This is a genomic window from Bradyrhizobium nanningense, from assembly GCF_004114535.1.
Lineage (GTDB): Bacteria > Pseudomonadota > Alphaproteobacteria > Rhizobiales > Xanthobacteraceae > Bradyrhizobium > Bradyrhizobium nanningense.
On sequence record NZ_LBJC01000031.1, the window covers coordinates 1 to 17,822 of the forward strand.

Here is a 17,822-nt window from a genome sequence, read left to right on the forward strand (position 1 = left end):
ACCGCGCTAACAGGCCGAACACATGGCTGCTCCGACCAATACTGCGACGTGAAGATTCTCCTTGCCAACCCGGAGCCGTCCACACATGGCCCACCGCTTCCGTTAGTGCGTTGCGGCGCGACGTCCGGGATCGGGGGTAAAGTGGAAGCTCCCCACCGCTGGTCAAAGCGGCGCTGTTGACCCGGAGCGGAAGTCGAACAGTTTCCCGCACGCTTGCGCCCACGCCCGTGCAGAGCGGCACACCTGAATTAGAATCAGACCGCCAACAAGCCCGACCAATCAGTCCTCATCCAGACCAAAGTCAAACGTTTGCGCTGGACCACCCTTGCGCACAGCGGCAAATCGGTCGAGCGGCAGTGTCAGCGCTATCGGCTTAGAGTTCATATCAGTAAGGCTTAGATTCAAAGTCTGGCCGGTCTCTAGCTCTGCTATCAGAGACGCGCCCACCGGTGCCGCCGCAATGCAGATGTTGGTGAGACACCAATTGAACGGAATGTTGGTTGAGGGCCCGTGGTCTATCGATACCGTGACTCCACGCTGCAGGTCCGCTCCTTGTGGCACAAACAACTGCAAGCGGGCCGGACCGTCAGCGCGTTGAATCAGATCGACTCGTGCCACAACCTGATCGAGATCATCGATTCCGGTAGATGACGTTCGGCAGATCGTCGTCCCATCGGACGATTCAAAGCAAAGCTTTCGCCACTCTGAATATTGTATCTTTTCTGGGACACTCACGCGGGGAGGCTTGACCTGAATCTCTTCGGTGGAAGAACTGCCCGCCTGCTGTTGCGCATTGCCGGGTATTGAATGCTTCTCAAGGAATTCGCCCACAATCGGAGACCAGATCGGCAGCGCGTCAGGCGAATCGATCATGAAGTGACCGTCGTTTCCGAACGCCGAAAGCAGACGATACTCAGCGTTTCCTCCCGCCGCCACGAAAGCATCATGCATTCGCCTCGTCAATTCCGGCCCAAAATAGCTATCGTTCTCCGTGTATATCCATAGCATAGGCACTCGCGCAGTCCGACCGAAGTCGCCGGTGGCAGCGACGAGCTTGTCCGGTGCACAATTCTTGTTGGGCTTGCCGTCCACTCTGCCTCCGCGTCCCGCCGCGAACGTGACGATGGCCTGAACTGATGGCGGGTTTAGGCTTGCGAGAGCGATCGATCCCCATCCGCCGCCCGACTGTCCTACGACGACAACCCTGCCCGGCTGAACGATCTTTTTCTTCCTCATATAGTCGATGACCCACTCATTCAGGGTGGCAATGGCGAGGCCGGGACCACGGAAGTTCGGATTGTCGCAACTGCCCACATGTGCAAATACGGACCCATAGAGTCCCTGATCCTTGTCATCCAGGCTGCTGGCGCCATACCGAATCGGGGAGATTACGAAATAGCCGCGTTTCGCAAACCATTGGGCGGCGGCGCGGTATTCGATCGACGGGAACATCGTTCGTTCCTGAAGGCCCAGAGCAATCCCATGATTCATGATCACGAGAGGGAATGGACCATCACCAACCGGCTTCACCACGAATGCGAGCACGGGTAGTGCAAAGGGTAGCGCCCAAAGTTCTTCTTGGATTTTCGGCGACGCAGCAACGTCTTCTGCAGCTGCCGGAGAAAGTAAAGGCGGCAGGCAGCCCAGCCAGACTAGAAGGACTAGAAGGCGCTTCAGCATCTTCTTACTCCGTTCTCAAAGAAGGGCTTGTGGCGAAATCGGCAAGGTTCAGAGGGCCCGGCGCTAATGGCTCATTCGAAAACCTATGTAGACGAGACGCGAATCTGTTGATTTAGGTCAAGCTCCGAGACGCTGCCGATTGTGGGCTGGAAGCCCGCAGACCCTCTCGTTGATAGACTGCTCCTGGCCCGTCGCTGTCCAGCGGAATGCTCGTTGGGGTGTCGGCTGTCGGTTGTAGAGCGGAAACTGATTGCAGCGATCTGGACCGCCGATTTTGACCCCAAAGCAGACGTTTTTGGAGCGACACGAGTGATCTCGATAAGGCCAGAAAGGTTGTGACGCACAGACTGACATCTCAGGTCAGGCTTCCTATTCGACAGCTATGGCGAAATGCAGCTCTCCTTCTTCTGCTTGATGCAAATCAAGGCTTCGCTACCGATCCCGCCATAGGCAAAATCATTGGAAATAATCTTATGGAGGAAATGATGCGTTCAACCGTCTTTGCACTTCTTGTTGCTGCCCTGACTGCAATGAGCTTTTCGTCTGCCCATGCCGTATCGGAATGCCCGGCTACGGGGGTCATGTCGGACTGGGGAGTGAATTCGACTGGGTATTTCGGCGTCGCCTCCGGGGGAAGCTGCCTGTTTCCGCTTAGAATGCAGGGAAGCGCGACGAGTTCGAGTATCGCGACGAAGCCTTCGCACGGGACGCTCAAGAAGCTTAACGTTTCTACCTACGTGTACACGGCGAAAGCCGGTTACAAAGGTCCAGATACCTTTGCGGTGAGCTTCACGGGCAAAGGGCCGACAGGGCACGGTACGTCCGTAATTACGATGAATGCCACCGTTCAATAGATTCGCGAACGAAATGGCGGGGCCATCTTCCCGCCGTTTTGGCTTCTGGCCCATCTCTGACCTCAAGAGATGCCGGTCATCCATCCGCGCTTGAAGGCAATGCAGACCTAGTCCCCACGCCACCCAATGCCGCCGCTCAGCGGCCGTCCCGGTGACTTGACCACTTCCAAATTCAGGCCGAGCCGCTGCAGGCTTCGCGTGATGAACGCTCGGCATGCCAACTCAACCTTCAGCGCCGGATGCTCGCGCATGCCGGACTTGGTCATGATCATGGGACCGTCGCGCGCAACTTCGTCGGCCAACTGCTCGGCACGATCCAGTGCGGCGCAAATCTGGGCTAGGATTTCGACGCCGCCAACATCCTCGATGCGATACATCGCCTGAACACGATCCCAGAGCGCGGCCCCATGCATACCGAGCTTCCTCGACGAAGCGATTTCAGACGATGTCGATCCGACGACGGACAGAGGCGGTTGCTTGCGGATCATGGCCGCTGATCCCTGATGCTTTTGTCGTGTTCGCTGCGAAAACCGCTCGCGCGATGAAAGCTTGGTATCGTTTCAATTTGACCGTGGCGCCGGTCGTGCGGGCCAGTTCTTTTCGATTTATTTGGCTCCCCCGCCGCGCGCTGAGCAACTGTTCTCCTTGATCTACGTCAACGCGCGGAGACAAGAATCTCCGATCGTTAAGCCAGGGCCAAGTAGAGGAGACAATCATGACCGATATGCATTCCTCTGTCACAGATCATCCACACGTCTCCGAACCTAGTGAAGGGCCCGCAAGAGAGATCGATGCAAGTGCGTGGGCGGTGTTCTTCATTTGGGTCGGCATCGTTATGCTTGCCGCAATACCCTGGTCTTGGTTTCTAATCGGCGTTGGGGCCATCATGCTTGCCACGCAAGCGATGCGCCAAATGAGGACTTTAAAGGTCGAGCCGTTCGGAGTTGCGATGGGCCTTTTGCTCATTGCAGCTGGCGCATGGGACCTGCTTTCGATTCCGTTGCCGTTGATACCCATTTTGCTGATCCTACTCGGAGGGTACTTACTCAGAAAGGCTATCTTGTCAGGTGCACAATCACGTTGAGCAGCCCGCTCATGTTGGGCGACGGCGATGTCCCTCGGCGAGCATCCAATATCACCGCGATCACCCGCAATTGCCGCCCCGGCGTGCAGATGCGCAACGCGCGCCAAAACCCGAGCCGCCCTAGATCGCGCGTCGGTGACAGTATAACATTCGGATGTGTTCATTGTTGCCTCCCGAGCCATCGCGGCCTGTTTAGGGATGCGGCGTCGAGGAGAGCCTCATGTCTTGCGACCGCTTCAATTCGGCGCGCCGCAGCTAAATTCGTGCTGCGTGTCCGTCCTGCCAACGCTTCCCTGATCAGCACGATCACAATCGGCCTGTAGGCCTTCAGGATCTTGTCCCACGATCAGAAGCTGTTTCCGCATTTCAGCGAGGCGGGCGCGGCAGTATTCCCGATAGAGCAGGTCGAATATGGCGGGCATGGGGGCCCCCGTCGTTTGAAAATGATCGTAGAATTTCCAGTACCGAATTTTCGGATGACCTTGGCCCGTTGATCGCTGCCCGATGTGAGCCCATTCACAGCTTATGTTTGAGCGTCGGGCGCGATTGGCTGACTTGGAATGTCGGCACAAAAAAGAACAGGGCCAATTACCTAAAATATATTGTAGCAGCGCTTTGTTTCAGCAAAATTTCGTCAAACAACTCAAGAGCGCTGCTGCGCGAATAAAACTCCAACTACAGCGCGAAATGACTTACCACAGGATGCAAGCATCGTTGGCTGCAACGCCGCCTATTACCCACCTGATCGATGCAAGAATGGATCGACCGACGCAGCTAGTCGGTCTGCCACTTGCATCGTCGGCGTGGACTGCATGTCGGAGGGCAGCGAGCCAATAGAATTGACCGCCAGCCCGGTTCCTGCGGCAAGAACAGCTATCACAATCGCAGAGAGATATTCGATCCTCATGGCGATGATCCTCCATCGCTGACGACAAGACAATTGTGTTCGCTGAAAATTAGTTCCGTGGCAGGCAGGTCCATGGTCGCGGGGACCGGCGAAAAACTTCGGCAGGACTTGGGAGGCGTTCTCCTGGCCGCGCGGCGCTCTCAGAACAATCCGATCGAGGCGAAAAGCGCAATCTCAATTAGGACAGTGAGACCCATGATGGCGACTGTGAGAATTGCTTCGCCCGGCGGTAGAGAGGTCATGGCGTGCCTCGCATATTGCGAAGCCCCGAAGCCCAATAGCCAACCTCCCGAAATGGGGAATGTTTCAGTTCCAGACATTAGGCACGAGATGCTAACGCATTTCCAATTCCCTGATCGCCAGAGCCGCAATTTCCGCCGGGTCACGGTCACCGGTTTGCGCAATCTTGATGACGTTCCTCGCGACCATTTCCGTTAGCGGGTCGTCACGATCCTTTACACAAAGCATATGAAACGCCTGCTCGTAAGCTGCGGCGATGCGGCTGATGATCGCCGGCTTCAAATCGGCAGTTTGTAATCGCAGGTAGGTAGACATTTTCGAAGCCTCCAAGCCCACGTAAAAGGACATCATACCACTGGGAACTCGTTTGCGTCGGAGAACTACGGATCAGCCGTGTCAGTGCCTAGAAGGGGGATCAAGGTAACACGTCGCGCGTTATTATTCTGGCGGCAGGATACCCGTGCACGCATAGAAGCGGTGCACATCAAGGCCAACGGTGGCAGCCATGGCGGACACTCCTCCGACCCGCACCTATGGTCCATCCCCCGATATTGACCCGGAGCATCGCCGGGCGATCTGCAACGAGATTGGTGAGCGACTTCGCGGGACCCTCGCCGACGAGGTCACCCCGCTACCAGCGCGACTGCAAGGCATGGTAGAGCGGCTTACCGAATTAGACGGCGATGCACCGTCGACCCCGTCGGATCGCCAGGACGACGTGCCGTCGCTGCCACTCTGGAAATTTGTGTCGGCGCTTTGGCGGGTCCTCCGAAACGGGCCTTGAGGCGCGGGGGACGCGCGACGACGTCCTGTCAGCGTATTTGGTCCCCGTCTTTTCCGACTTTGCTACATCCGCTAGGCTCGCGAATTCAATGGGATAAGGCCGATGACCGAGTTAGAACGGGCATGGCGGGAATGGCGGTCGCTTTCTCCGCGGGATCGGGCCGCGTTCATCATGCTACTCCGCCAAGACTGTGCCCAAGAGCGCGCGGCAGCGGTGCGGCGACGCGGCGGCAAACATGGCGGGAGGGGATCGCGGCTTGGGGACCTGGCTCTGAGCCAGACGGACCTCCAACGGCTCCGGGTATAAATCGCCGCCTGTGCGTTCTGCCGGCCGGGGCTACTCCGGAGGCTGGCCTGCCGGTAAACGGCGGTAAATGGCTTCTACCCCATTTACCGGGGCAAAGAGCAAGTGGCGGTCGCTTCGGTAAGAGACGTCTCGACGACCTCGCTGATCAATTCGCGAGGTGACTGCACGCTCATGAGGTCGGCTCAGTGGACCGTAGCGGACTTGATGTGCTCAGCCTCAGTTCTTCGCATTTTGACCCGCTGCAGACAAGCCGCTCTATTTCAAGCGCCGTCCTCGCGCGAAGACCTCCGATGGAAGTTCTCCGAACATTTTCCGAAAGTCGTTAGCGAAATGGCCCAGGTTGCCGAAGCCGCATTTGAAGGCGATCTGAGACACGGAAGTTCTCGGATTTCCTTCCAGGAGCATTTGCCTGGCGCGTCGGAGCCGCACGGACTTTGCAAATTGCATCGGCGAATATCCGCGATACTTCTTGAAAGCCGCATAAAGGCTGCGAATGCTGGTGTTCGTTTGGGCTGCCAACTCCTCGACGAGAACAGGACGTCCCCAATTTGCTTCGATGTATTCTTCGGCCGAGCGGACTACGAGAGGCGCTGGCTCCGTCGCCGAGCTCTCCAATAGTTCGATGTAGTTGTGCCTGTGAGCCGAGAGGAACGTCATGATTAGCGCTTGCTCGAGCTCGATCAGCGTCGGTTTAGGTAGCTGCGCTGCCATAGAATTTAGCTGATCGGCCAAGAACATGGTCAGCTGACGCAACAGATGGGCCGCAGGCTGCTTCGGCGGCGCGGTGGGGTCGAACAGTAGCGTCCCACGAGGTGGTGCACCGAGAAGTGCTGCTAACGCCTTCTCTAGTGCACTCGTCTTTATGCGGAGTACCAGTTGCTCGAAGCCGGGTTCGAATATGATGGTACTCGGCTGCCCTGGCGGGGTGATGCCGAGGTGCTGCTCGTCCACCGGCACCGTCGTGGTGGTGCCCAAAACGACGCCCGCTTGCCCCTTGAGGCCGATTTGTAGCCTTGCAAAATCGCCCTCGGGAAATTCGACCACCGTTTTGGCAGCATATCCGCAAAAGCCGAGCCCGATGTTGGGCAATACCAGGTAATTTGCCACCCCCTGGAAATCACTTGAATTCGCGACAGAAAATCCAGTTGCCCCATAGACCGTATGCAGCGCATCCCTCATCTCTTCCGGGTCGCGTGTGCGGACGACCGGAGATCGGCTGAGCGGGTATTCAGCAGAATCCATATCGAACCGGACCCCGTCATATCGAGTGAAAAAATGGCATGTCTAGTGGGTTCTGAAGCTGATCTAGATCAATGCCGAATGTTGCTCAAGTTCGGCAGAGGAATACCCAATTGCTGAATTCAAGAATTGAGTAATGTCTGCAAGATCTGGCTGTAGAAAATCGTTCTGACTCGGCTGCGCATGCGGTATGAAACCAGCATGTTCGGACGGCGAGGCCCACGTGACTGACGCGATGGAAGTTTTCATCATCACTCAGAACGTCGCTCACTATAAAGTGCTGCTTGAAAGTGAAACGCACGCGGATAAGCGTGGTGTGCTTCTGCGGTTGCTTGAAAACGAAAGAGGCAAGCTGCCGGCAGGGACGAGGCGCGTCGAGATTGCGAGAGCGTTCCGGTTTTCAATCACCTGATTATATTTTTTCCTCTTTCGTTGGTGTGGCATCCCACGCGCCCCCCCAAGCCACGCTGAACGAAAAACGGGGCCGTCGAATGATGAACTCGGCGGCCCCTCTTTTAGGAAACCGGCCAACGCGGAAGCCCGGAGAACAATCTGCTGTTGTATGTAGCGTTCGTGAGAGAGGTCATGGATTCTGCAAAGCTCAAGCCATCGCAAATCAATCGTCCCGCGCTGCTGCGAGATATTCTGGCGGATGCGGTCAGACCGGTGCCAGAGGCACAGCGGGCGCCTCCGTTGATGGCCTGCCTTGCCGAGAAGATTTTGGCTTTGGCCGCCGGTGGCGAAGCAGATCCGGTTACTCTACGTCACCTCGCTATCGAGAAAGTGAAAGAGTCCTGTCCAGGCTGCCGCGCATGCGACGGATTGCAGTTGGGGCACGACGTGCGTCCGTCGCCCCCGGGCTTATAACGTCATTCCGCTTCTGGCCCCTTGGAGACCTATCGACTATCTGCGGGAATGTCCGTTTCTCGGGGTAAGTCGGAAGTCACGAGCGGGCAGCCAAATCACCGCGAATGACCCAGTGCGGACCTCGGTCTAGAGAGCATCTTCTCAGGTCTCGCCAAGCGATCGCACCGAGCGCTTCGTCACCGGCTGCAAGATTGCTTACGTGAGGACCACTCGCGGATGGATTGTCCGGCAAGAGAACTGCGCCGGACTCATCATAATGGCCGGCGCAGTAGAGGTTTTATCGTGAACTCGTCATCACTGGCTGCATAACATGCATGACGACATATTCACCGATCTGGAGGCCCATGCTCGTCCCGACGCGGGTCGAGGAGCGGTAATGGAAGCCGGACCAGATCCGAGCATTCGCCACCTCGCCGGCGAACGCCATCACGTTATCCCAACGGTGAGTTACGCCCGAAGCTGTCGGGCTTGTCATTGCGATCTCGGGAATGTCGCCAGTCCCGAGCGTTGCCTTGACTACTCCCGCAACGCTTCCGCTCAAGATGCAATGAGCACACGGGTATTCTGGGTGCATCGGCGTTTCGGCAATCGGCTGCCAGGTTGAATCGATATCTGTGGCCGGATTGCCGTCTATATCGGCGTTGCGAATTGCCGTGACGGGTCGCCAGAAATTGTAATGGTACTTGGCATCCAACACCGCGACCAATGCGTCATTGAGCGCGATTCCCCCGAGCGCCATGAATCGCGCGCTGTCAACGACATCCATCTCCTTGGCAATCGCAAGCTGCCGCAGGAAGGGGTGATATGCGACCGGGCCCGCCACGAGCCAGAAGCGGGCCGTTTCGGTCTGCTCGGCCGTTCGCTTCGCACTTTTCTGTGCGCCATAATCCTTGATCTCATTGAAGTCTTTCGCCCATTCCACGCTGTCGAGCGCAACCGGCGGGCCTGGCCGGAATTGGGAAGGACTTACCATTGCAAACGGTTTGACCTTTGGCCACATTGGGCCCCGCATGATCGGCGTTGGCACATAGACGCCGGGTGTGGTTCGCGGCCGGTAGTCATCGGGCCCCTCTGCGCCGTCGTTTGCCCTCGCCTCCCAGATCTTTGCCGCAACTGTCTCGCCGAGCTTGATGCCCTCCGACTTGGCCATACCATCTGGCATTGATGCGAGATAGCTGACGAGCTCACGTTTCATTTGCGCGGCGGTCTTTGCATCGATTGTGGCCAGGACCGCGGCGGCGGCAGCCGCTGCAGCGGCTTCCTTCGATGTCGTGGAATCCGCGGGCAACTGCACCAGATATGGCTGGTAACGCCGCTCAATCGAGTTGACGGTGTCGAACATTGCAGCGTGGACTATCCCCATCATCCGATAAGCTGCATAGGGTGTGTATGGCGACGCTGGGGCGCTCGCCAACGGCGCAACTGCGTCGATGGCTTTTGCGTCCCAATCGGTGATGACGTTGGCGCTTACGGTCGCTGGAATCGCAAGCCAGGCGCCGATCAATGCTGCCGGAATCAAGCCGATGACTTTGTGAATCGAGGGTGTACGCATGTTTTACTCCATCGATGTCTGACACTGCTTGTACGCGGTTCAATGAGGCGCGGACGGCCCTGTGATTGGCTGTTGCGTACCAGGTGCCGCGCTCGGCACGGCCCTTTGCCCCTCATCTCTGGTTGAAGGGGCAAGCACCCTTGGAGCGATCCGATTGTTAGCACCAGAAGTTCGAAAATGTATGAAGTTCTTCACAAACGAGAGGATTCGAATTGGTCGAATCGCGTCAGAAGACTTGTCTTTGTACAAGCAGGCATCATCCGAACGCGCGCGGCCAGCAATGTCAGAGGAGTTTGGGCCGCTTTCTTCCGGCACAGATGTCCGGTTGTGGCCCCGTTGCAGACAGCAGCTGTTCTAGTTCTGCATGGAGCCTCGATCTGCCTCAGGGTTCGCGGATACTTTCGTCGAGACCACGCAGCAGCGGATAGAGGAAATACGACAAGATCGTGCGCTCGCCGGCCTTGATCTCCGCGGTTACCGTCATGCCGGGGATCAGGCGGAAATTGCGCGGCACATCACGCAGGTCGGCCGCGGTCAACTCCACCCGCGCCTTGTAGTAAGGACGCTGCTGCCCATCCTTCTTCGGATCCGGCGTGAAGGCATCGTCCGTGACGGTCCGAATCTTACCGGACAGGGTACCATGCTTCTGGAAGGGCCACGCCTCGAGCTTCAGGCGGACTTGACCGCCGGTTTCGACTTGACCGACATCAAGCCCCTCGACCGAGACTTCTGCCTCTAACGGAGAGTCGAGAGGGACGAGGGTGTAGAGCGCTTCGGCTTCTTTCAGGACCGAGCCGACAGAGCGCTGCGCCACTTCGAGCACGATCGCGTCGGCGGGGGCGGTCAGCACCGTGACAGCATTCCGCCGTGCCGCCTTATCGAGTTGCTTGGCCGCGGCGTCGTGGTCGCGGCGCGCTTGGACCAACTCCTCGGCGGTCTTCCGGCGGAACTCTGCTAGGTAGGCCGCTTTCTCGGCCTTGAAACGCTCGATATCCTCCTTGAGCTCTGTCATGCTGTTGACCGCAAGCTGGATTTCGCGCTCGATCTGCAGTCGCTGACTCTTGGCATCGAGATAGTTCACCTTTGAGCCGATCTGCCTCTGCATGAGATAGTCCCGCATTGTTTCAAGATCCGTTGCTACGCCAAGGCGGACCTCCAATGCCGCGCGATCGGCGCTCTTGGTCGCCATCTCGGCTTCAACATGGCGGATCTGCTGATTGTAGGAGGCCAGCTTTGCCTTGTTCTGCTCGATTCGCCGGATCCAGATCGTCGACTGGAGGCGCGCTTCGTCATCGAGGGTTTGGGGGGCGTACGGCCTGTCGTCGAGCTCGGACTCGAGCCGCTCGATCTGCGCGGTGAGGCTCTCGACCTTTCCCCGCAACTGGCTGGCATCGGCTTCACTGAAAGTCGGGTCGAACGTCGCCAATGCATCGCCTTTCCGCACGATGTCGCCCACCGAGGCATGCAGGCTGCGCACCGTCGAGGTCTCGAGCGGCTGCACGACGATCGTTGATGCCGTCGTGACCAGTCTTCCCGGCGCGACCACGATCCGGTCGACCTTGGCCACCGCTGCCCAAATGCCAGCAATTATGATGACCGCGACAAGCACGTACAAAGTGGCTCGCGTGACCCAGGGCGGGCGCCTCTCGTCAATTTTGCGGGCATCGCCTTGAAAGTCGATCACTGCTGTAAGAAGCGTACTCATCGGGCGAGGTGCCTGTGCTGCTGGTTCCACAGCTGACGGTAAGTCATGCAGCGGGACAGGAGTTCGTTGTGCTTGCCGTAGTCGGCGATACGGCCGCGATCGAGGACGACAATGGCGTCAGCTGCCACGAGCGAAGACAGGCGATGCGACACCATGATCACGGTACGCCCCTCGGCAATGCGGGCGAGATTTGCTTGGACGATCGCTTCGCTCTCCGGGTCGAGCGCTGAAGTTGCTTCATCCAAGACCAGGATGCGCGGCCCGCGCAGCAATGCACGCGCGATCGACAGGCGCTGCTGCTGGCCGCCGGACAGATTGGTGCCGCCCTCCTCGAGGAAGGTGTCGTAGCCCTGCGGCAGTACCTTGATGAACTCGTCGGCGCCGGCCATCGTGGCAGCGTGGACGATCTCCTCGAGGCTCGCATCGGGCTTGGTGGCAGCAATGTTTTCCCGCACGGTTCCGCGGAACAGAAAGCCCTGCTGCATCACGACGCCGACTTGGCTGCGCAAGTGCGGCAGATCGAGCTCGCGAATATCGTGTCCATCGATCCGCACCGAGCCGAGCTGTACCGGGTACATGCCGCGGATCAGTCGGGTCAACGTCGTCTTGCCGGAACCGCTGCGGCCGACGATCCCGAAAACCGCCCCGGCCGGTATGGTGACCGACACATCATCCAGGGCCGGCGGGGCGCTCTCGCTGTAGCGGAAGGTAAGATGCTCGAACTCGACCGCCCCGGCGATCGGCGGGCGCAGGCCGCGTACATGCGAAGGTCGCTCTGGAGTGCGGTTCATGATTTGGCCGAGCATTCGCACCGAGAGCCCAGCTTCCTGATAGCCCTGCACCAGTCCGACGATCTGCGCGAGCGGCGTGGTGACCCGACCCGACAGCATGTTGAACGCAATCAGCGCGCCGACCGTCATGTGGCCGTTAAAGACCAGTAGGGCGCCAAAGCCTATGACCGCGACCGTCAGCAGCTTTTCGAGGAACCCGATGACTGCCTGTGCCGAAGTCGAAATCCGTCCGACATCGAATCGCGACTCGGCGGCCTGGGCGCAGCGCGCGTCCCAATCGCGCTGACGCAAGGGCTCGGTCGCCAATCCCTTGACCGTCTCCATGCCGTGGATGGTCTCGACGAGATAGGCCTGACGCTGCCCTTCGGCCTCGTAAAGGACGCGCAACTTGCGGCGGTAGAGCGGGATCAGCCCGCCGATTATGCAAGCGGTCATGCCCGAAAAGCCAAGCACAAGCGTGGCGAGGCTGCCGCTGTAGAAGAACAGCAGCGGCACGACGACCAGAAGCGAGGTGGCGTCGAGCAATGTCAGGAATAATCGACCGGTCAGAAACTCCCGGATCTTTTCGACCTGCTGCATGTGCTTGGTGATGACCCCAGCGGAGGCGCGCTCGAAGAAATCGATTGGCAATGACAGCAGGCGCTCGAAAGTCCGGATCGAGGTGCGGACATCGATCCGCGCCGAGGCGTAGACCAGCAGAATCCTCCGCAGATAGTTGAAGACCGAATCGAACAGAACTGCGGCGCTGACCCCGGCGGCGAGCATATAGAGCGTCGTATAAGCATGGTGCACGAGCACCTTGTCGACCGTGATCTGGATAAAGATCGGCAGAGCAAGCGCCAGCACCTGCAGCATGACCGCGGCTACCGCGATGTCGCGGAACGTCGCGCCGTTGCGGACGACTTCCGGGATGAACCACGCAAAGCCGAAGGGCCGGCTCTCATCCGTGAGCGCGAAGGTGCGGCGGAGCAGTAACAGCTCGCCGTTCCACTTCTTGCAGAAGGTCGCCTGGTCGAGGCGCAATACCGCGAGGCGGTCAGCCAAGGGGTCGAGAACGCCGACCTTGCCCTCGTGAAATCCGAGCAGGACGACGCTGTTGCCATTGTTCAGCCGGGCGATCGTCGGATATGCCTCGCCGAGGCGTTGCAGGTCCTTCCAGCCGACCTTCAATTTACGGCTGCGCATCCCGCTGCTGCGTGCGATCTTCGGCAACAACCGGCTGATGTCGTCGTCGGGCTTCAGTGCATAATCGTGCCTGATGCGGTCGATGGAAAGGTCGATGCCGTGGTGCCGCGCGACCGCAACAAAACATTTCAATGCGGTTTCGAGCGCGGTGCTTTCCATTGACTAATTCTCGCTAAAGTTCGGCGATTTCGGCGGCCCCAACTCCAGGGTGGGCTGGGGAACGGACCCGCCCTCCGCCCCCGAAGGGGTTGCGGATTGAGGCACCGGCTCGATGCGCGTCAGCCGCCGCACCGTCGCTACGACACCGCCCCGCTCAGGCGACGGCTCGGCGGCGGGCGGGGCGCTGGACGAGCGGATCACTCCGGCCTTTTCGAGCTGCTCGAGCATACCGTTTTGTGCCTGCAACATTTGCGAGAAGGCCTGCAGGCTGGTGATCAGCCGCTGCGTGACCTGCGGCTCGGGACCCGACAGCGATACCAGCTCGATGCGGATCATGCCGTGCTTGAACGAGATTTCGCCAAAGGCATCGACAAAGGTTTCGGGCACCGCGTCCATGACCTAATCCTAAAAAGCGGCCGGGCTTTCGGCCCGGCCGCTGTTGCATGGGCATTAAGCGTTCGCGACGTGGATCGAGAACGGGTCGCTCTTGGTGTCGTTATCGCCATCGGTGATGGTTGCCGTGAAGTTCACGTTGAGCGGCTCCGGGTTGATCGTCGTGGAAATACTGAACTCGATCACCGGGACCTTCACCGTGCCCGAACCCATGAAGAGCTGGACCGCGTCGAGGTCGTTTTTCTGGTCGACGGAGGGGATGACGAAGCTCACTTGCCCGCCCGCTTCTGGATGGAGATCCGTGCTCGCCACCTTGGTGATCGCGCCCGCGGTGATCGAGTTGTCGGCGTTGCGGGTGTAGGTCCTGTAGAAGAGGCCCTCGGTCGTGGGGTCGTAGCCGCCAACCGAATTGTCGATGAAGATCTTCATGCTGCTGACCAGGAAAGCCGTCGGGTCAACAACGAAGCTCTCGTCGAAGGCCCCATTCTTGTCGACGATGCCATCGACGCCGGCTTCGGCGTTGCCGTCGAAGTTGTTGTTGGCCAGCCCGATGCCTGACGTGCTGACGTTCATCGCCGCTGAGCTGAGATACGTGGCGTTGGTCTGGATTTGGCTCTCGCTCGCGTCGAGGAAGCCCTCGATACTGATCGGATTGGTCGTGGCATTAACTGCGGAGAATACGATCCCGCTGCTTCCGATAGTCAATGTCCGCACCGGATCCGGCCCGCCCGCATCAAGGCTTCCGTTCGCACTCGAAATCGTCGTTGTCGACGCGGGGGGAGTCGTCAGTTCGAAGTCATAGGTGGCGGGAGGACCAGCGTTCGGGTCGAATGTTAGTGTAAACTGCACCGTCTGACTGTTGGCGATGCCGTCGTCGGTAAAGTCGCCCGTGATCGACCCGCTGTAGTGGAAATTGTCCGTCTTGATCAATGAGCTGTTGGAATTGGTGGCGGTCACAGTACCATGGGTGTCGATCTCGAAGCTGTTCAGTGCCAGGCTCAGTGACTTGAGCCCATCGGCGCCGGGAGCCTCTGTCCAGGTGCCCTGGGCGCCCGCGCTGTAGGTGCCGGAGGAATCGTTGACCGTGATCGCCGGGCCGTCGTCGAGGAACTTGAAGCTTGACGTGATGTCTGCCGTCTTCGCGGCGGGATCGCCGTCGCCGTCCGTGGCGGTTGCCGTCAGCTTGACGAGATTGGTGCCCGACAGCGTCACCGAGTCGTTGGGATCGTTGGCGTTTGGATGTACCACCGCCCGCTGCTGATCGAGTGTCACGATCCCGGTCGAGGAATCGACGCTGATCACGAACACGATCGGGTCGGACAGTGTCGTTCCCGCGACCCCGACTACGTTGGCACCGCTCTGGAGCATGACCACCGTCTTACCGGTGGCGGTATCGACCAGGTTCGAATTGCCTCCAGCGGTCGAGAGCCCATAGGTCGGATTGGGCGAGCTGCCCGCCCCGTCGGCCCCGTAATTGACCGAGAACAGGCCCGAGAAATTGCCCGAATTGTTCGTGGCAAGGTCGCTCTCGTCATCTGTGACGGTCTGCGAATTTCCCGTCAAGCTGATCGTCGGCCCGTCGTCCTCGAACAACAGGTTGCCGCCGACGCCGGTACGCTCCGTCCCGCTCGTCGTGTTCGCGACGCTGAACGTGAAATTGCCGGCGTCGAAGCTGACATTGGAGCCGGAGCCGCTGGTCGGCTGGGCGTTGGCGACCACGAAGCGGTCCATGTGGCTGGACTCGGCGACCTGGAAATCGACGGTGTAGTTTTTTTTCAGGCCGTCGATGAAGTAGGACCCGTCACCCGCAGCCGTAATGGTTATGCCTGACGTGACCAGGTGCTGCTTGGCCAGGTCGGAATACACCTCGATCGTGTTGCCGAGGATCGGGACCAGCGTCTCGTCGTTGCCGGTCAAGCCGCCGCTGCCCACACTGGCGGTCGAGACAAGATTGGCGCCCTGAAGGTCATTTGTTTCGTTGAAGGCATATATGTGTACCTTGACGGTGGTATTCGCGTTGCCAGGGTTCACCTGGGTCAGCGAAAAGCTCGCCTCCGTCACCGAGCCAACATGCGTGGTGTAGCTGAGCTTCGACAGATCGTGGACGTCCGGATTCGTCAGTGGGAAGTCCGGGTAGTTCACGTGGTTGACGACGTCGACGCGCACCGCGTCACCGGGATTGAGCGCCTGCGAATTGTTGCCGAGGCCCTGTGTGCTGACGGTCACCTTCGAGCCCGGCACCAGGCCGGTGATGACCATGTCGGGATCGCTGCTGTCCGTCCCGGCGGTCGCGGTCTGCTCGATGGCCGACCAGTCGTCCGATCCGGACGGCACGTGGCTGAAATCGCCGAAATTGACGGTCGTCGTCGTGGTGAAGGTGGCCTTCACATCGACAAGGCCGGAAAGGTTGAGCGTGTCGGCGTCGTCGACTCCGCTGGTGTTGGTGTGCTTCAGCGCCTCGTACTGGATGGTCCAGACGTTGCCGCCCGTCACGTTGCCGGAGGTGATGGTCTCGTCCAGCACGATTGCGAAGGCGACGGCTCCTGTGGAACTGGCGGTCCACGTTAGGCCACCGTCTGACGAGGTGCCCTCGCGCCCGAGCAGGATGTTATTGTTGAAATCGGCGTAGAGGAAGATTTGCGCCCCGTTGTGGGTGGCGAAAATCTGGGTCGCCGTGCCGTCGGTGATCGTATTCCCGGAGGAATCCGAGAACTGCAGATCAGTGACGGTGTTCGTGCCGAGCTGGATGAAATCGGTGTTGCTGCTGCCAATCGTTCGCGTCGCGACCTGCGGAAACTGCGCGCTGGTGTCGCCAGACTCTTCGCCGGTGGCGGGCTTGATGCCGAGCGAGCCTAGCTCAGTCTGGAGCGCCGAGCTCATGTTCAGGAGCAGGTAAGACCAGGCAACTTCGTTGTCCACTCCCGCCGACACGCCCGCGTCATTATCAGTGCCGCTGGTCTGCAGGCTGGCGGCTTCGTCGATGATGAGATTGCCGTTGATGGTCAGTGCTGCCATGATTTCCTCCTTGGAAAACGCGGCGCTCGCTTGCACTCTCTCTGGACGAAGCGGCCGCCGCGTGGGCCCGCAATGGCCCAGTGAAACTTTCTAAGAAAACAAAGCGCAATGCGCCCACTCTTCAGCGATCTGCCTCATCGCCGAGATATGTCGTCAGTCTCCACAGTCATTGGAAAAGGAAAATGGGGGCGCGGCGGGAGCTTGGTGTTACTCCTCGTTCGCCTCTCCGGATCTGCCGGGTGGCCCCGTCGCGAAGACAAGCGTCGATCGATGCTCTATGGACCGATGAGCTATGGACCGCATTTGCATGCCTCCCTTCCCACGAGTGTAGGTGGAGAAGCGAACGGAAAAACCGTCGCCGACATAGCGCGATCTGCAAATTCCACTCAGCCCGACGTCATCGCGTCGGGAAGAAAAAGCAACAATAGCTCCCTAATGACATCGCGTAAAGGCGCTTAAATATATATCTTCTCGGTTAGATCCGCAGCGGCGAGCGCATTGTTCTGGCAATCCCTGCGTGATCGATCTTTGGGTCGACCAACATCAGCACAGCGTGTGGCCTCGCTATTTGCCGCCGGTGACTGAGCAAATCGCAATCCGGCAAGCGCTTGAAAACAGTTGAAGATGTGCGGACCGCGTGCGCTCCGCGAATGCGCTTCGACCTCGTTCTGGTTTAGCGGACATGCTCAGCGAACGATCAGGCGCGGCGTTAGAGCGCCGATCGAGCTTGCATCCTCCTCCCTCGGTGGTGAGGCGTTATGACGCGGATAGCGGCCCTCTCTCGCGACTCCGATCGATTGGTTGAGGGCGGGCTACTTTGTCGAGCGATTAACAACGCGTCCTGACGGATTACCGCAAAATAATAAGTCGTCGCAGCTAGGCTTGTCCGGCAAATCAAGAGATGACGCTGATCACGCTCAACGTGCTGGCGCTGACCATCTTTTCCGACGGTCTTGGCGGAGATGCACTGATGCAGTGATGCAGTGATGCAGTGATGCAGTGATGCAGTGATGCAGTGATGCAGTGATGCAGTGATGCAGTGATGCAGTGATGCAGTGATG

The 17,822-nt window shown here is 59.1% G+C and carries 14 protein-coding genes; 4 read left to right on the forward strand and 10 right to left on the reverse strand.

Annotated features, from left to right (window positions below; translation table 11 throughout):
- Positions 1–279: 279 nt before the first annotated feature.
- Complete coding sequence (locus XH84_RS26045) at positions 280–1,680, reverse strand: invasion associated locus B family protein (protein ID WP_128922349.1); 1,401 nt, start codon at positions 1,678–1,680, stop codon at positions 280–282.
- A 335-nt stretch (positions 1,681–2,015) separates the two neighbouring features.
- On the opposite strand from XH84_RS26045, the gene XH84_RS40980 reads away from it, so the two are divergent.
- Positions 2,016–2,534, forward strand: coding sequence for a hypothetical protein (locus tag XH84_RS40980; protein ID WP_245471853.1), 519 nt, complete (start codon positions 2,016–2,018; stop codon positions 2,532–2,534).
- Positions 2,535–2,641: 107 nt separating this feature from the next.
- On the opposite strand, the gene XH84_RS26055 is transcribed toward XH84_RS40980, so the two are convergent.
- Positions 2,642–3,022 (reverse strand): P27 family phage terminase small subunit, encoded by a 381-nt coding sequence (locus tag XH84_RS26055; RefSeq protein WP_128922350.1) that lies wholly within the window; start codon positions 3,020–3,022, stop codon positions 2,642–2,644.
- Between the two features lie 227 nt (positions 3,023–3,249).
- On the opposite strand from XH84_RS26055, the gene XH84_RS26060 reads away from it, so the two are divergent.
- The gene (locus XH84_RS26060) at positions 3,250–3,618 is read left to right on the forward strand and encodes a hypothetical protein (protein WP_128922351.1); all 369 of its coding nucleotides are present in this window, start codon (positions 3,250–3,252) and stop codon (positions 3,616–3,618) included.
- Positions 3,619–4,351: 733 nt separating this feature from the next.
- Here the strand turns inward: XH84_RS26060 and XH84_RS40035 are convergent.
- The 3 genes from XH84_RS40035 to XH84_RS26080 form a co-directional block, all read right to left on the reverse strand.
- Complete coding sequence (locus tag XH84_RS40035) at positions 4,352–4,525, reverse strand: hypothetical protein (RefSeq protein ID WP_164937397.1); 174 nt, start codon at positions 4,523–4,525, stop codon at positions 4,352–4,354.
- A gap of 333 nt (positions 4,526–4,858) precedes the next feature.
- Positions 4,859–5,080, reverse strand: a complete 222-nt coding sequence (locus XH84_RS26070) for a hypothetical protein (RefSeq protein WP_128922353.1) — start codon at positions 5,078–5,080, stop codon at positions 4,859–4,861.
- A gap of 1,030 nt (positions 5,081–6,110) precedes the next feature.
- Positions 6,111–7,097, reverse strand: coding sequence for an AraC family transcriptional regulator (locus XH84_RS26080; protein WP_128922354.1), 987 nt, complete (start codon positions 7,095–7,097; stop codon positions 6,111–6,113).
- A 220-nt stretch (positions 7,098–7,317) separates the two neighbouring features.
- On the opposite strand from XH84_RS26080, the gene XH84_RS26085 reads away from it, so the two are divergent.
- Together XH84_RS26085 and XH84_RS26090 are read left to right on the forward strand one after the other, a co-directional pair.
- A complete protein-coding gene (locus XH84_RS26085) occupies positions 7,318–7,506 on the forward strand; it encodes a hypothetical protein (protein WP_128922355.1) in 189 nt (62 codons plus the stop codon).
- A 173-nt stretch (positions 7,507–7,679) separates the two neighbouring features.
- On the forward strand, positions 7,680–7,961 hold the full coding sequence (locus XH84_RS26090; RefSeq protein ID WP_128922356.1) for a hypothetical protein: 282 nt from the start codon (positions 7,680–7,682) through the stop codon (positions 7,959–7,961).
- A 277-nt stretch (positions 7,962–8,238) separates the two neighbouring features.
- Here XH84_RS26090 and XH84_RS26095 read toward each other — a convergent pair whose 3' ends face one another.
- The 5 genes from XH84_RS26095 to XH84_RS26115 all read right to left on the reverse strand — a co-directional run bounded on the left by XH84_RS26095 (position 8,239) and on the right by XH84_RS26115 (position 16,761).
- Positions 8,239–9,513 (reverse strand): vanadium-dependent haloperoxidase, encoded by a 1,275-nt coding sequence (locus XH84_RS26095; protein WP_128922357.1) that lies wholly within the window; start codon positions 9,511–9,513, stop codon positions 8,239–8,241.
- 382 nt (positions 9,514–9,895) lie between these two features.
- Positions 9,896–11,218, reverse strand: a complete 1,323-nt coding sequence (locus XH84_RS26100) for an HlyD family type I secretion periplasmic adaptor subunit (RefSeq protein ID WP_128922358.1) — start codon at positions 11,216–11,218, stop codon at positions 9,896–9,898.
- On the reverse strand, positions 11,215–13,353 hold the full coding sequence (locus XH84_RS26105; RefSeq protein ID WP_128922359.1) for a peptidase domain-containing ABC transporter: 2,139 nt from the start codon (positions 13,351–13,353) through the stop codon (positions 11,215–11,217). Before XH84_RS26105 ends, XH84_RS26100 begins: the two co-directional genes overlap by 4 nt.
- Positions 13,354–13,356: 3 nt before the next feature.
- Positions 13,357–13,749 carry a hypothetical protein gene (locus tag XH84_RS26110; protein ID WP_128922360.1) on the reverse strand — a complete coding sequence of 131 codons (393 nt, stop codon included), beginning with the start codon at positions 13,747–13,749 and terminating at the stop codon, positions 13,357–13,359.
- Between the two features lie 54 nt (positions 13,750–13,803).
- Entirely contained in the window at positions 13,804–16,761 is a 2,958-nt protein-coding gene (locus XH84_RS26115; protein ID WP_128922361.1) for a DUF5801 repeats-in-toxin domain-containing protein, read from the reverse strand.
- Between the last annotated feature and the right edge of the window lie 1,061 nt (positions 16,762–17,822).